11 protein-coding genes are annotated in these 16,964 nt (G+C 33.3%); 4 read left to right on the forward strand and 7 right to left on the reverse strand.

Translation table 11 applies throughout. The annotated features are described in order from the left end of the window. Positions 1-179 precede the first annotated feature (179 nt). The 4 genes from folE (at position 180) to lgt (ending at position 3,795) form a co-directional block, all read left to right on the forward strand. Positions 180-851 (forward strand): GTP cyclohydrolase I FolE, encoded by a 672-nt coding sequence (folE, locus tag AC3IPI_RS23105; protein WP_039111141.1) that lies wholly within the window; start codon positions 180-182, stop codon positions 849-851. Between the two features lie 137 nt (positions 852-988). Next, positions 989-2,470 (forward strand): cysteine--tRNA ligase, encoded by a 1,482-nt coding sequence (gene cysS, locus AC3IPI_RS23110; RefSeq protein WP_489156061.1) that lies wholly within the window; start codon positions 989-991, stop codon positions 2,468-2,470. Positions 2,471-2,553: 83 nt separating this feature from the next. Continuing rightward, positions 2,554-2,802: a membrane protein insertion efficiency factor YidD gene (gene yidD, locus AC3IPI_RS23115; RefSeq protein ID WP_082001743.1), complete on the forward strand. Its 249-nt coding sequence runs from the start codon at positions 2,554-2,556 to the stop codon at positions 2,800-2,802. Positions 2,803-2,865: 63 nt separating this feature from the next. Further along, positions 2,866-3,795, forward strand: coding sequence for a prolipoprotein diacylglyceryl transferase (gene lgt / locus AC3IPI_RS23120; protein ID WP_489156064.1), 930 nt, complete (start codon positions 2,866-2,868; stop codon positions 3,793-3,795). 481 nt (positions 3,796-4,276) lie between these two features. Here the strand turns inward: lgt and secDF are convergent, their stop codons facing one another. The 7 genes from secDF to AC3IPI_RS23155 all read right to left on the reverse strand — a co-directional run bounded on the left by secDF (position 4,277) and on the right by AC3IPI_RS23155 (position 16,911). After that, positions 4,277-7,255, reverse strand: a complete 2,979-nt coding sequence (gene secDF / locus AC3IPI_RS23125) for a protein translocase subunit SecDF (RefSeq protein ID WP_489156066.1) — start codon at positions 7,253-7,255, stop codon at positions 4,277-4,279. 224 nt (positions 7,256-7,479) lie between these two features. Beyond that, entirely contained in the window at positions 7,480-8,415 is a 936-nt protein-coding gene (gene mdh / locus AC3IPI_RS23130) for a malate dehydrogenase (RefSeq protein WP_039119242.1), read from the reverse strand. Positions 8,416-8,537: 122 nt separating this feature from the next. Further along, positions 8,538-10,481 (reverse strand): DNA topoisomerase (ATP-hydrolyzing) subunit B, encoded by a 1,944-nt coding sequence (gene gyrB / locus AC3IPI_RS23135; protein ID WP_039111145.1) that lies wholly within the window; start codon positions 10,479-10,481, stop codon positions 8,538-8,540. Positions 10,482-10,738: 257 nt separating this feature from the next. Next, positions 10,739-12,355 (reverse strand): asparagine synthase B, encoded by a 1,617-nt coding sequence (gene asnB, locus AC3IPI_RS23140; RefSeq protein WP_039111146.1) that lies wholly within the window; start codon positions 12,353-12,355, stop codon positions 10,739-10,741. A gap of 161 nt (positions 12,356-12,516) precedes the next feature. Then, complete coding sequence (asnB, locus tag AC3IPI_RS23145; RefSeq protein ID WP_489156069.1) at positions 12,517-14,193, reverse strand: asparagine synthase B; 1,677 nt, start codon at positions 14,191-14,193, stop codon at positions 12,517-12,519. Between the two features lie 223 nt (positions 14,194-14,416). Further along, a complete protein-coding gene (locus tag AC3IPI_RS23150) occupies positions 14,417-14,866 on the reverse strand; it encodes a hypothetical protein (protein ID WP_039119238.1) in 450 nt (149 codons plus the stop codon). A 272-nt stretch (positions 14,867-15,138) separates the two neighbouring features. Further along, positions 15,139-16,911, reverse strand: coding sequence for a TonB-dependent receptor (locus tag AC3IPI_RS23155; protein ID WP_489156071.1), 1,773 nt, complete (start codon positions 16,909-16,911; stop codon positions 15,139-15,141). Positions 16,912-16,964 lie beyond the last annotated feature (53 nt).

A 16,964-nucleotide genomic window follows, 5' to 3' on the forward strand; every position in this document is an offset into this window, starting at 1 on the left:
GTTAATAAAGTGTGAATGATAACAACAATCAAAAGTTGTTGTTATTTCTGTTTTAGGCAACTACGTGCATCTAATCTAAAAAGTGAAGATTAAATAGTAGAAACGATAGAAAATGTTTCCCTTTTATTAATTATCTTTACGCACTCAAAAAGATATACCCAATATAATAGTAGTTTTTAATGATAAATAACGAAGATTTTTTAGACGAAATAGGTGACAATCATATCGGTTCAAGTGCGCAAAATCCAATCAGAGAAGATGCTTTTGCAATTACTGACGATGAAAAAATAGAAAAAATAAAGAAAGATGTTGAAAACATTCTACTTACACTTGGAATGGATTTGACTGACGACAGTTTAAAAGGTACTCCAAACCGAGTAGCAAAAATGTTTGTCAAAGAAATCTTTGGCGGACTTAATCCTATAAGAAAACCAAAAGCATCTACTTTTGATAATAATTATAAATATGGCGAAATGTTGGTTGAAAAAAACATTACGCTTTATTCTACCTGTGAACACCATTTATTACCAATTATAGGAAGAGCTCATGTTGCTTATATTTCTAACGGAAGAGTAATTGGTCTATCAAAAATGAACCGAATTGTTGAGTATTACTCAAAAAGACCTCAGGTTCAAGAGCGATTAACTATGCAAATCGTTCAGGAATTACAAAAAGCTCTTGGTACTGAAGATGTAGCTTGCGTTATTGATGCAAAACACCTTTGCGTAAATTCAAGAGGAATTAAAGATATCGAAAGCAGTACAGTAACATCTGAATTTGGTGGTAAATTTAAAGATCCTCAAACAAGAAGAGAATTTTTGGATTACATTAAGTTAGAAACACAATTCTAGTTTATAACATCTTTTCAAACTATATTTATAACCTAGCCCTGATGGAAGTGACATCCTTTTTCTGGCTCCTTTAGCCAGTAAAAGATATAGCGAACAGCAGGAATAGCTTCAAATAAACAATCAAACAGTAAAAAAATATGCCTTTATATACAAGTCAACATCTAAAAATATACAATTCACTTTCGGGTGAAAAAGAAAATTTCAATCCTATTCATGAGGGAAATGTTGGAATGTATGTTTGCGGGCCTACAGTTTACAGCAATGTACACTTAGGAAATGTTAGAACTTTTATGTCTTTTGACGTAATCTTTAGGTATTTTTCGCATTTGGACTATAAAGTGCGTTACGTAAGAAATATTACTGATGTTGGTCATATTGTGGATGATGTTGACGAAGGTGAAGATAAAATTGCAAAAAAAGCGCGTTTAGAGCAATTAGAACCTATGGAAATTGTACAGCGTTATACTGTAGATTTTCACGATATCCTTAAAGCTTTTAATTTTTTACCTCCAAGTATTGAACCTACAGCTACTGGTCATATTATTGAACAAATTGAGATTGTCAAAAAAATAATCGACACAGGAATAGGCTACGAAGCTAATGGATCTGTATATTTTGATGTTGTAAAATATAACGAAACCAATAATTACGGTATATTAAGCGGACGAAATATCGAAGATATGTTAGCCAATACTCGTGATCTTGATGGACAATCGGACAAAAGAAACCCACAGGATTTTGCTCTTTGGAAAAAGGCAGAACCACAACATATAATGAGATGGCCTTCGCCTTGGAGTGATGGTTTCCCTGGTTGGCATCTTGAATGTACAGCAATGAGTACCAAATACTTGGGTAATCATTTTGATATTCACGGTGGCGGAATGGATTTAAAATTCCCACACCACGAATGTGAAATTGCACAAAATGAAGCTTGTACAGGTCAAAGTCCAGTAAATTATTGGATGCATGCTAATATGCTTACCTTAAACGGAAAGAAAATGGCAAAATCTACTGGAAATAATATTTTACCAGGCGAGATTTTGAGTGGTGAAAACACTATCCTTAGCAAACCTTTTTCTGCTTCGGTAGCTCGTTTTTTTATGTTGCAGGCACACTACAGAAGTATTTTAGATTTTTCGGATGATGCAATTGTTGCTGCCGAAAAAGGATATAAACGATTGATGGAAGCTATGGATTCATTGGATACAATTGTTCCAAGCACTTCTTCTTCAATTGATATAGCAAGTTGGAAACAATTATGCTACGATGCCATGAATGATGATTTTAATACTCCTATTTTAATCGCACAATTATTTGAAGCTGTTCGTTATGTCAATTTATTAAAAGACAATAAAGAAACCATAACTTCTGAAGACTTAAACAACCTATCAACTGCTTTACGAGCTTTTGTATTTGATGTTTTAGGATTAAAAGACGAGAAAATGTCTGACTCTAATAATGATAAATTAGAAGGTGTTGTAACTATGCTAATCGGAATGAGAAATCAAGCCAGAGCCGATAAAAACTTTGCTCTTTCTGATCAAATCAGGGATCAATTGATTGAACTAGGTATTCAATTGAAAGATGGTAAAGATGGAACTTTATTTAGTGTTCAATAAAGAGTTTTTAGTACTCTGCATATGAACATTAGAAAATAGTCTTGTATTGATATTTTTAATAGCGACACTGAATTACTGAGCATATGATATCAAAAATATTAATATATCCATTTGTTTTACTCGTTCGGTTTTACCAGAATGCTATTTCTCCATTTACTCCGGCAGCTTGTCGTTTTGAGCCAACCTGTTCGAGTTATATGATTGAAGCATTACAAACCCATGGTTTATTTTATGGCGGCTATTTAGGCATCAAACGAATATTGAGTTGCCATCCGTGGGGAAGAAGTGGCTACGATCCTGTTCCTGAAAAGAAATGCAATCACAAACATTAACTTTTTATAAAGTATAACTTTACTTTAAATATTTATTTTTACAAAATAAAAATATATTACTACATGATACACGCTTTAAACATTGTTTGGAATCCTTCGGAGGGAATTGATTTAGGTTTTTTTATGATTCGTTATTACAGCCTAATGTTCGTAATTGCTTTTGGATTAGGATGGTACATAATGAAACAAATTTTCGAACGTGAAAATGAACCAATCGACAAATTAGATTCTTTATTTATCTGGACAGTTTTAGCTACTTTAATTGGAGCACGTTTAGGTCACGTATTATTTTACGATTGGGAATATTATAGAAATCATATTTCTGAAATCTTTTTACCATTCCGCTTTAGTCCAAATTTTGAGTTTACAGGATACCAAGGATTAGCTAGTCATGGTGCAGCAATCGCAATTATAATTGCAATGTACTATTACAGCAAAAAAATATTAAAACGTCCTTTGTTATGGATATTAGACAGGGTGGTAATTCCTGTTGCCAGTGGAGCAATATTTGTACGTTTAGGTAATTTCTTTAATTCAGAAATTACAGGAAATGAGACCGACTCTATTTTTGGAATTCGTTTTTTACATGAATATTTCAGCAAAAATGATGCAGTAAACAAAACTCAGATTGCTAATCCAAAAGACGCATATACTGCTATTGCTACAGATCCAAAATTTGCCAACTTATTAGCACAAGTTCCCGTAAAACATCCAGCACAATTATATGAAGGTTTTTGCTACATCTTTGTGTTTGCAATCCTTTACTATTTATACTGGAAAACAAATGCAAGCCAAAAACCTGGATTTTTATTCGGTTTGTTTCTAGTTCTTTTATTTGTAGTTCGTTTTATAGTCGAATTTGTAAAAGGAAGTCAAGGTGGTTTTGAAAACGAATTAGGCTTATTTTCAACAGGACAATGGCTAAGTATTCCCTTTATAATAGTTGGAGCTTACTTTATGATTAGAGCCAATAAAAAAGCCTTAAAAAGCTAAATAAAACATACTTAATAAGAAGACCCGATACATTCATATGAAAGTATCGGGTCTTTTTTTTACTTCAGTATTAATTACCCATTTCAGAAACTTGGCATTCCTCCTAATTTGAATTTTACTCTCAACGACTTGCCAGATAAGCTGTCTTTTAATTCCCCCTAAGAAAGCACATGCCTTTTCTATTAACGAGCTACTTGCAAAGATTCTTTCTGAAGAAAGATAAGATTGAATTGTATTATGAATAAAATTAGCATTCCATACTACTTAAAAGCTCAAGGCTTTTTACTATTTCAAATATTCATTATTCTTTACCCAACCTCTTAATCCTTTGTGACCTTTAACCTTTGCTACTTTCAGTCCTTTGCTACTCATACATCACAACTCTTTTATCTCTTTACCCTTTTGAAACTATATTTTTTTACACAAAAAAAAGGATTCAATTTTCATTGAATCCTTTTTAAATATATAGTTATAAAAACTGTTATGCGTTTTTATGTCTTTCTTCAATCGATAATTTATCAGCTGCAGAGATAGAATCTACCAATACTGGAGTTGCGATAAATAACGAAGAATATGTTCCTACGATAATACCTACCAACATAGCGAAGATAAATCCTCTAATTGATTCTCCACCAAAAATAAACATGATCAATAATACCACAATCATCGTTAATGAAGTATTGATTGTTCTTGACATTGTTGTATTAATAGAGTCATTTACAATTTGCTCAAAAGAACCTTTTGTTTTCCCTGCTAAGAATTCACGAACCCTGTCAAATACAATTACAGTATCATTCATCGAGTATCCAATTACAGTAAGGATCGCCGCAATAAAGTGCTGATCTACTTCCATACCAAATGGCATGAATTTGTAACATAATGAATAAATACCTAATACGAAGATAACATCATGAGCAATAGCTGCAATCGCACCTAAACTAAATTGCCATTTTCTAAAACTAATCATTAAATATAAGAACACAATTGCCATTGCTCCAAGTACAGCCCAATATGCATTTGTTTTGATATCCTCAGCAACAGTAGGTCCAACTTTAGAAGCTTGTAAGGTACCAAGTTTCTTACCTCCATTACCTTCGAAAGAGTTAACAAACTTATCATAAGTTAATCCTTCAGAATAGTGCTTTTTCAAGTTTTCAAACAATAATTTGTTTACTTCCTCGTCTGCTTTAATACCGTGCTCTTCTACTTTATATTTAGTAGTAATTTTCAATTGGTTATCGCTACCAAAAACTTTTGCTTCGGCACTACCAAAAACTACTGCTAGTTCATCTTTAACAACTTCTGCCTCTACTGGTTTTTCAAAACGTATCTGGAATGTTCTTCCTCCAACGAAATCCACACCTTGATCAAGTCCGTTAATACATAATGATGTAATACTCACTACAACAACGATACTTGAGAATAAATACGTCCATTTTTTAGCTCCTAAGAAATTAAAATGGAAGTTGTTAAACATATTTTTAGAGAAATTAGTAACGAAAGTTAAATCATTCTTTCCGCTAATATTTCTATCAATAAATATTCTAGCGATAAAAATAGAAGTAAATAAAGAGGTTATAATACCAATTAACAATGTAGTAGCAAATCCTTTAATTGGTCCTGAACCAAATATAAATAATACCGCTCCTGTTAAAATATGTGTAACGTTTGCATCTGTAATAGATGACATCGCACCTCTCCAGCTATAAGAAGTTTTAATTGCTTCATCAAGTGTTTTACCTGCTCGCAATTCTTCTTTTGCTCTTTCATATATAATAATGTTCGCATCTACTGCTGTACCCATTGTTAATACGATACCTGCAATACCAGGTAAAGTTAGAACTGCACCTAAACTTGCCAAAATACCGAATAAGAAAAGTAAGTTAACTGCTAACGCAAGGTTTGCATACCAACCAGCTTTACCATAATAAATCATCATCCAAAGAGATACTAAAAGTAATCCCACGATAGCCGATGTTGTACCATTATCAATAGCTTCTTGTCCTAGGGATGGTCCTACAACTTCTGACTGAACAATATCTGCAGCAGCAGGTAATTTACCAGCTCTTAATACGTTAGCTAAATCTTTAGTTTCTGTAACATCAAATACACCTGAAATCTCTGATCTTCCTCCTGAAATTGGACCACTAGAAACTCCTGGAGCTGAATATACGATATCATCAAGAACGATAGCGATATTGCTTTTTTGAGTATAAGCTCTACCTGTTAATTCTTCCCAAGCTCTTGCACCTTGACTGTTCATTTGCATAGAAACAGCTGGTTTACCCATTTGGTCAAAAGTATCTTTAGCATCAGTTACAACACCACCGCCCATAGCAGCAACATTATCTCTATTTCCTTTCAAAGCATATAATTCAACAGCTTCAATTTCTTTACCTTTTGCATCTTTAACATCTGTTGGTTTTCCCCAAACAAATTTTGCATAATGCTGATCAGCACCTAATAATACTCTGATATCTGGTCTTTTTAAATAACCGTTTACAACAGCAGTATCTTTTGGAGAGAAAAGACCTAAAACTGGTCCTCCACCCTGACCTATCATTTTGTCAAATAAAGGATTGTTTCCTTTTTTAGTAGCAAGTGAATCTTTACCACCTGTAAGTAAATCATTTAATGAATCTTTTACTACAGCTTTAGTTTCAACTTTATTAACTTCGGTTTTCTTTAAGGCATCATTAGCAGCCATTAAGAAATTACCCATTTCTTCAATTTTGTAAGTCTCCCAAAACTCTAATTGAGCAGTACTTTGCAATAATTTCTTGATTCTATCAACATCTTTCGCACCTGGAAGTTCAACAAGAATTCTTCCTGTTTCTCCAATTTTTTGAATATTAGGTTGAGTTACACCAAATTTATCGATACGTTTTCTTAGTACTCCAAAAGCACTTTCTACAGACTCATCAACTTTTCTTTTGATAACTTTTTTCACCTGAGCATCACTCATTTGAAAATCGATACCACCTTCACCTTGCAAACTTCTGTTAGCAAAAATTTCTGGAGAAGCTAATCTTACTGTTCCATTTGAGTTTGCCTCAAAAGCTTCAAAAAACGCATCTAAATACGTTTGATTTCCTTTTAGATTTGCAGTTGCATCAGCTAATGACTTATTAAAAACTGGATTTTTAGAATTATTAGCCAATCCTTTTAAAACATCTTTAACAGAGATTTGAAGAATAACGTTGATTCCTCCCTCTAAGTCAAGACCTTTATTGATTTGCTTTTCTTTTACTTCATTAAAAGTAAAACTAGTAAATCCTAGATTGAAAACTTTTTCTTTACCAATAGAATCCAAATATTTTAATTCTTTATCAGGATTATCTCCTGCAAAAGATTTCGCATCACTTTTTACTTTATCAGCGACAAAAGTGAAGGAAAGTTGGTAAATACTTACCAATGCAAATAGAATTGCGAAAAATTTAATAAGTCCTTTATTCTGCATTATTACTAAAAATTAATTATGTTTTATAGTTTGTTTTGTTTTAAATTCCACAAAATCAAGCTGTTAAGCTATTTTTTATATCTAAATAACGGAATCACGAATTACATTATTTTTTTTAAACCGAGCAAATATATAATTAACGAAAAGATTAACCAATTTATTTATTAATTAATCTCAAAAAAAAGACTGCAAAAGTGCAGTCTTTTCCTATTTACTCGTAAATCTTATACTAAAATCGATTTTAAAGCGTCATTCATTCCTCTAACCGCATCGGCGCTCTTAGCAAATAATGCTTTTTCCTGATCATTTAATTTGATGTCTAAAATTTCTTCTACACCATTCTTACCAATAATACATGGCACACCAATGCAAATATCACTTTGTCCGTACTCGCCTTCAACAAAAACAGAACATGCAATCATTTTCTTTTGGTCATTTAAAATACTATCAACTAAATAAGCAACAGAAGCACCCGGTGCATACCAAGCCGATGTTCCTAAAAGGCCAGTAAGTGTAGCTCCTCCTACCATAGTATCGGCAGCTACTTTTTGTAAAACTTCTTCTGAAAGAAATTCCGTTACTGGAATCCCATTATATGAAGCCAAACGTGTTAACGGAATCATAGTTGTATCACCATGACCTCCAATTACCATAGCCGAAATATCATTGGCTGGTTTATCCAGGGCTAAAGATAAATAAGTTCTAAAACGAGAACTATCAAGCGCTCCTCCCATACCAATAATTCTATTTTTTGGTAATCCTGTTGATTTCAATGCTAAATAAGTCATTGTATCCATAGGATTTGAAACTACAACAATAATAGTATTTGGCGAATGTTTCAATACATTTTCTGCAACTGTTTTCACAATTCCAGCATTGATTCCAATTAATTCTTCGCGTGTCATCCCTGGTTTTCTAGGAATTCCTGATGTAATTACTACTACATCACTACCTGCGGTTTTAGAATAATCATTTGTTACCCCAGATACTTTGGTATTAAAACCTGTATTTGTAGCACATTGCATAATATCCAAAGCTTTACCTTCAGCAAAACCTTCTTTGATATCCAACAATACTACTTCGCTTGCAATTCCTCTATAAGAAATAACGTCTGCACAAGTGGCTCCAACGTTTCCTGCTCCTACAATGGTAACTTTCATATTTTAAAATTTATTCGGTTATTAGTTAATTTTTTTTTCGGGTTAATTGTTTACTCTAAATCAATTTACTTAGCTGCTAATATAAGCAACAGTCAATTAAAAATATAAACAATTAAACTTTTTTAAGCATCAATTTTTGCATAAACTGCATTTTTCTCGATAAACTCTCTACGTGGCGGAACCTCATCCCCCATTAACATAGAGAAAACTCTATCAGCTTCTGCTAAACTATCAATTGTTACCTGACGTAATGTTCTGAAACTTGGATCCATTGTAGTTTCCCACAATTGCTCTGCGTTCATCTCCCCAAGACCTTTATAACGTTGAATTGCTGCACTTCCGCCCATTCTTTCGTTAGCTTGATCACGTTGAACATCATTCCATGCGTATTCTTTTTTATTTCCTTTTTTAACCAAGTATAAAGGTGGAGCAGCAATATATACATGCCCTTCCTCTATTAGCTCTTTCATAAAACGGAAGAAGAATGTTAATATTAAAGTAGAAATGTGGCTACCATCGACATCGGCATCACACATAATAATTACTTTATGGTAACGTAGTTTTTCTAAATTCAATGCTTTACTATCTTCAGCAGTACCAACTGTAACTCCTAAAGCTGTAAATATGTTACGAATCTCTTCGTTTTCAAACACTTTATGGTGCATCGCTTTTTCAACGTTCAAAATCTTACCACGTAATGGCAAAATTGCCTGAAATGCACGATCACGACCTTGTTTTGCAGTTCCACCCGCCGAATCTCCCTCGACAAGATATACTTCGCAACGTGCCGGATCTTGCTCAGAACAATCTGAAAGTTTTCCTGGCAATCCGCCTCCACCCATTACGGTTTTACGTTGTACCATTTCACGTGCTTTCTTAGCAGCGTGACGTGCCTGAGCAGCAAGAATTACTTTTTGAACGATGATTCTAGCATCATTTGGATTTTCTTCCAAATAATTCTCAATCATTTCACTCACAGCCTGACTTACTGGCGAAACAACTTCTCTATTTCCTAGTTTAGTTTTTGTTTGCCCCTCAAATTGTGGCTCAGCTACTTTTACCGAAATAATTGCTGTAAGTCCTTCACGGAAGTCATCTCCAGAAATATCAAACTTTAATTTGTCTAACATTCCAGAAGCATCTGCATATTTCTTTAACGATCTGGTTAATCCAGTTCTAAAACCTTGCAGGTGCGTTCCTCCTTCGTGTGTATTAATATTATTTACATAAGAGAAAATATTCTCTGTATAACTTGTATTGTAAATTAAAGCTACTTCTACAGGGATTTCTCCTTTTTCATGATCCATAGAAATAACGTGTGCAATAATCGGCTCACGATTTCCATCCAGATAACGAATGTATTCCTTTAATCCTTCGTCAGAATGGAATATTTCTGTTTTAAACTCACCTTTCTCATCAACTTCTCTTTTATCAGTAAATGTAATTGTGATTCCTTTGTTTAAGAAAGAAAGCTCACGCATACGAGCTGACAAAGTATCATATGAGAACTCTGTAGTTTGTGTGAAAATTGTTTCGTCAGGATAAAAGGTTACAATAGTTCCTCTTTTTGTAGTTTCTCCAATTTGTTTAACTGGATATAAAGCTTTTCCTTTCTCATATTCTTGCTCATATACCTTTCCGTCACTACTGTGAACAGTTGCACGTAAGTGATTTGACAAGGCATTTACTACCGAAACCCCAACACCGTGCAAACCTCCAGAAACTTTATATGAATCTTTATCAAATTTACCTCCAGCACCAATTTTAGTCATTACAACTTCTAATGCCGATACACCTTCTTTTTTATGTATATCTACTGGGATACCACGACCATTATCTTCTACACTTACAGATCCATCTTCGTTTATCGCAACACCTATGGTATCACAATGCCCTCCCATGGCCTCATCAATAGAGTTATCTACTACTTCATAAACCAAATGATGTAGTCCTCGAACACCCACATCTCCAATATACATCGATGGACGCATTCTTACATGCTCCATTCCCTCTAATGCCTGAATACTATCTGCTGAATAATTGCTCTTCTTGATTTCTTCGCTCATATAATTTATTCTAAAAAATGTAATATTTGTCTAACACGCAAATATATAAAAACGCAAATTATATATCCGTTAAAATACCATTTAAAGCACTTAAGTTATTAACATATTATTAAAAAATCAAGTTTTTAAAAGCATAAAAAACAAAAACCCTAACTCTTATAAACGACAAAATTCCAAAACGCACATTAAAAATGTTGTTTTGAAATTTTGCTAATTGACTTAATTAATATTTCTAACTCAAAATGAAACTCGTTTTACTAAACTGCAACTCCCGATTTAGCAATTTCTGTATCGGCTTTTACGTGTGCTGCATTTGCTCTACCACTTGGATCCTGGTTTTCTTGCCATTTTGGAATCCATTTTCTAACAGTTTGCGCTGCACTAACCTGTGGGTAGTATTTATGAAATATTGATCTGTAAAAATAAGCTTCTTTTGTAGTTGGTGAATTATAAGAAAACTCAACAGCTGCTCCAGCCAATTGTTCATCTGTAACTTTAGATGAACAATACTCTATTAATTGATCAATCCAGTTGTAACCTACTCCATCAGAAAATTGTTCTTTTTGTCTCCACAATACTTCTGCAGGCAAATATGGATCTTCTGGTGTATCAAAAGCTTTTCTTAAAATATATTTTTCTCTACCATCGTACGTTTTAGGCTGTTTTTCTTCTGGTTTGACACGAACTGCCACATCAAGAAAAGCTTTGTCTAAAAACGGAACTCTAGCCTCTAATCCGTGAGCCATTGTTGACTTATCTGCTCTTAACAAATCGGCAGTAAATAATTTCTGAACTCTTTCGATTGTTTCTTTTTGAAATTCTTCAGCAGATGGAGCATTTCTAAAATATAAATATCCTCCAAAAATCTCATCTGCTCCTTCACCTGAAAGCACTACTTTTATTCCCATATCAGTAATTGCTTTAGACAAGAAATACATTGGCGTACTTGCACGAATTGATGTTACATCATAAGTTTCCAGATGCCAAACTAATTTATCGAGGATTTCAATCCCTTGCTCTATCGTAAAATGTATTTCGTGGTGCTCAGTTCCTAAAAACTCAGCCACTTTTTTAGCTGCTTTTGCATCTGGAGCATCAGCATCTAATCCGATAGAAAACGAATGTAGTTTCTCACCCCTTTCAGCCAATAATCTTGAAGCAATTGCCGATGTTAAAGATGAATCTAACCCTCCTGAAAGTAATACTCCGATTGGTACATCACTCATTAAACGCTTACGAGTTGCCTCTGTTAAAGTTTCTCTGATTAAGTCTAAATCTAAATTTTGATCTGCCTTTAAATAATCTTCATATTCTGGTTGATAGTATTTTACAAATCCAGTTTTTGGTGTGTAATAATGTCCTGGAGGAAACGTCGAAAATGACTTACATTGATCTGCAATAGGTTTCATTTCTGATGAAAAATAGATTCTTCCTCTTTCATCCAACCCATAATACAAAGGCTTTACTCCTAACGGATCTCTTCCTGCAATAAAATCATCTCCATCGATCACTACAAAAGCCCAATCTCCATCCAGCATGTTACAAAAATCATAACCAAACTCTTCATACAAATGAACAATTACTTCTGAATCAGACTTTGTTCTAAAAGTATGTCCTTTTAAAACACCATCTCTTAAAGCCTGATGATTGTATATTTCACCATTATGAACCATCCAAGCAGAAGATGTTCCCTGAATAGGCTGTTTTCCCGAATGTAAATCTATAATAGAAAGACGTTCATGACTCATGATATGCCCTTTTTCCATTATATGCAAATCACTTTCATCTGGACCACGATGTGACATTCTTTCTGAAAGTTCTTTTACAAGTTGCGGGTCTTTTCCTTTTCCAATAATGGTTAATATTCCACACATAACTATATCTTTTTAATACTTTTAAAATTTTGCGATAACAAATATGGTTAAAATTTCTTTTCACCCCATTGAATCAATAGTTTTATATTCACAAAGAAAACGTCCTCAAAATTGAGAGCGTTTTCTTTTATATTATTTCACTCTAAAACAATTGCTCCTTTTTATGCTTTAACATAAGCATCATCATGAACACTTGCAACTGCTCTACCTGAAGGATCGTTCATGTTTTTAAATGCTTCATCCCATTCTAATGCAATTTTTGTACTACAAGCCACACTTGCTTCCTGAGGTACACATAAAGCCGCAGCATCACTCGGGAAATGTTCTGCAAAAATAGATCGGTAATAATACTCTTCTTTAGAAGTTGGTGTTTGCAAAGGGAATTTGTATTTCGCATTTGCCAATTGTTCATCCGAAACTTCTTTTGCTACCACTTCTTTCAAAGTATCAATCCAGCTATAGCCTACTCCATCAGAAAACTGCTCTTTTTGTCTCCAAGCAACACTTTCCGGCAACATATCTTCAAAAGCTTTACGAACAACCCATTTTTCCATAGGATGTTCTTTATTGATCATTTTATCTTGTGGATTAATACGCATGGCAACATCCATGAATTCTTTATCTAAGAATGGTACACGTCCTTCAATTCCCCAGGCTGCTAAACTTTTGTTTGCGCGCAAACAGTCATACATATGCAATTTACCTAGTTTACGAACGTTTTCTTCATGAAACTCTTTCGCATTTGGCGCTTTATGAAAATACAAATACCCTCCAAATAATTCATCTGCACCTTCACCAGACAATACCATTTTAATCCCCATTGACTTAATAACTCTTGCCATTAGCCACATTGGAGTTGATGCTCTGACTGTAGTTACATCATACGTTTCTAGGTTATAAATCACATCACGAACTGCATCTAAGCCTTCTTGAATGGTGAATTTAATTTCGTGGTGAATTGTTCCGATGTGTTTTGCTACGATTTGAGCCGCTGCTAAATCAGGAGAACCATCTAATCCTACTGAGAAAGAGTGTAATTGCGGATACCAAGCATCTGTAGTATCATCAGACTCTATACGTTTTTGCGCAAATTTTTTGGCTACAGCCGAAGTAATAGACGAATCTAAACCTCCTGAAAGTAAAACCCCGTAAGGAACATCACTCATTAATTGTCTGTGAACCGCAGCTTCTAACGCTTCTTTAATCGCAGGAATACTAGTCTCGTTGTCTTTTACTGCATCATACTCCATCCAGTCTCTTTTGTACCATTGTACAAATTCGCCGTCTTTGCTTGTCATATAATGTCCTGGAAGAAACAACTGTATTTTTGTACAATATCCTTCTAAAGCTTTCAATTCTGAAGCTACGTAAAAAGTTCCGTGTTGATCCCATCCAATATATAACGGAATAATTCCCATATGATCACGAGCAATAAAATACTCATCTTTTTCTACATCATATATTGCAAATCCGAAAATACCATTCATTTCATCTAAAAAATGAGGTCCTTTTTCTTTATAAAGTGCTAAGATAACTTCGCAATCACTTTCTGTTTGAAAGTTATATTTCCCTTCAAATTGTTTACGTAATTCTCTATGGTTGTATATTTCGCCATTTGCAGCCAGAACTAATTTCTTATCTTCAGTAAACAAAGGCTGTTTTCCTGAAGCAGGATCTACAATTGCCAAACGCTCATGCGACAAAATTACCTTATCATTACTATAAATACCACTCCAATCTGGTCCGCGGTGGCGAATGATTTTTGACATTTCTAATACTTGAGGTCTTAAGGTTTCTGCTTTTTGTTTTAGGTCAAAGGCACATACTATTCCGCACATAACTATATATTTTTGATGTTTTGTTTATTTTGATAAGGCAAATATGCGATAATAGTTACATATACAAAACACAAATAGCTATTTTAGTTATAAATTAAAACCAAAATAAACTATTTACAATAAAAATGTAATTTTTAATATACAAAAAACAGAATGCTGGTTATAGATTTTAATTTGAGCACATTAAACCAAAGTAAGTCACGAATAATTGAAGCGTTTAAGCCTAGCAAATACTCTCTATTATGTAATGAGTTGTATTAATATCAAATTCAAAACCTACAGCATTCCCCATTAATTTACTCCCAAGTGGAGATTGAGGAGATAATGCAATTACATTAATACCATCGATAGTTATTTTTGGCAGAGCAACACTTAGATACAAATAAATACCGTTTGCCTGAACCAAACTCCCTACAATAATAGTCGAAGCCACAGACTCAGCATCTATTCGATCCAAAATAGCTTTTTGACTAATCGCTTCTTTTAATTTATTGGTTAGCTTTTCCTGTTCGATATGCATCATCGACAAAGCTGTTTCGTGCTTATCACCTGCCGAACCTTTTGCATCATTTTTAGAATCCTCGGTCAATGCTGAAATCATGTCTTTAAAAACATCTATTCGATCCTGAACCATTTGTAAATAATAGGCGTGTATTTTTTGCTTGAAAGTCATAATAAAATATTAACCGCAAAGTGCGCGAAGTTTTATGCAAAGGTCGCAAAAAAGAATTTATTTAATATGAACTTTGAGGAGTTAACCACGAAGAACGCAAAGTTTCACACAAAGACCACAAAGAAAGTTTATTTACTAGATATAGATTAACATTAATTAAAAAGCAAAATTCGCTAAATCTTAAAAAAGATCTAGCGAATCTTGTATTTTTTTGGTTAAATAATCCTAACGTACTTTGCGTAAAACTTTGCAGTCTTTGCGGTTAAATAAACCTAAAAATCGAATTTATAATTAGCTCCACCCATAATCTGAAAACCTTGAACTGGGTAATTTAACCATCTCTGGTAGGCTTGATTAGTAATATTATTTGCTTTTAAATAAAATGTTAATCTATCGCTGTACTTATATCCTACATGAGCATTTAAATCAAAATAACTTTTTAATGTAATCGGGCTAGCATCAATAGCTAAACTTGTATTTACTTGTTCGTCTTTTCTTTCTCCTACATAAAACAAATTGAATCCTGCGTACCATTGTTTGGTAATATTAAAATCAAGATTAGCACTTAATTTCATTGTTGGCAAATTCCAAGCCTCGCTCTGATGATCATTACTGTAGCTATTAAAAGTTCCGTTGATTCCAAAAGAAACATTCTCTGAGAAATCAGCTTTTAACTCTCCGTAAAAACGCATTGTTGTCATATCATCATATACAACTTGAAATGAATTTCCGAAAGCGTAATTTTCATTAGTTATATCTTCTGTATAGTCATTACTCTTAAACAAAGCTTTGTTTCTTTCGTTTACATAAGATCCCTGAACTTTATAACTTACATTATTAGCTAGTTTCCCTTTTAATCCAGCAAAAATATTAAATTGCATATCCGTTGGATTAATATTCAGTGTTGGTGATAAAAACGGGTTTTGATCTACAAAATCCATATAGGTATTTTGTTCTAAATTTCCTTCTGCTCCAGCATAAAAAATCATTAAATCCCCAACTACTTTATACGAAGCAGTTACATTTGGATACACTAAAATCTTACTATTACTATTTTCATTATCTAAACTATAAAACAATTTAGCTCCTAAATTAAGCGTCCAATCATCTTGTTGCATTACAAAACTTGGTGATAGTCCAAAATTGGTAAATCCGTATTTTATAGGCTGTAAGTTTGTTTTCTCATAATTATTTTCAAAACTTCCTCCAACATAATCTACAATTACATCTGTATTTATAGATTGATCCATTATTTCGACTTTAAAAGATGGCTTTATATAAAATCTATTTTCAGAAGATTTTAAACCGTCCGAAAAATGACTGTACTTCATACTTGCCTTAGTAAAAATACCATCACTAAAATCGATATTTCCGCCAAGATTAATTCCGTTATACGAATGCTTTGGACTTATACCATTAATTAGTATTCCACGGTCTTGAGGAGTTAATGTTGAACCAAAATCTACTGGTAAACCATACCAATTATAAATCTGGTTTTGATATCCTAAATCAATATTCCAGGACATATCTCTATTTTTTACTCCATAAATTAAATCTAGTGATGTATCGTAAAATTTATCATTTAAATCTACATCCTTAATACCTCCTTGCGAAGATTGATGCTTGAACATTCCTGCTACATAATCATTGTTTCCTAATTCCTGCGCTACAAATAATTCGGCATTTAAATTACCGTAATTACCAACTCCTGCAGTAGCATAATTAGTAAACAAATGCTCTTTTTTAGCTTTATCAACCAGTTGAGCATTCCCTTTTGAAGGTGTAAAAGTAGATGCTACCGGAAAAGAAAAAATGGTGTATTTAATCGTTTCTTTAGCAGCATTCCCTTCATCATTTAATGAAGGAATTTCTTTTACTTTAAAAGCATCCGAGATTGTAGGCGAATATGCTTTTACCACATTTACTTCCTCGGTACCAATTGTTTCTTCTTTCTTTTTTGTTTCGTCTTTTTTCTGCGCTAAAGTCAACTGAGAAGTTAGCAGCAAAAGAAAAGCGATATATTTATTTTGGAAATTGATTTTCATATTTTATTTTTTTGAGAGCAAAGATTAAAGAGAAAAGACTTATCTATTTTTCT

This window comes from Flavobacterium sp. GL_143, assembly GCF_057834355.1.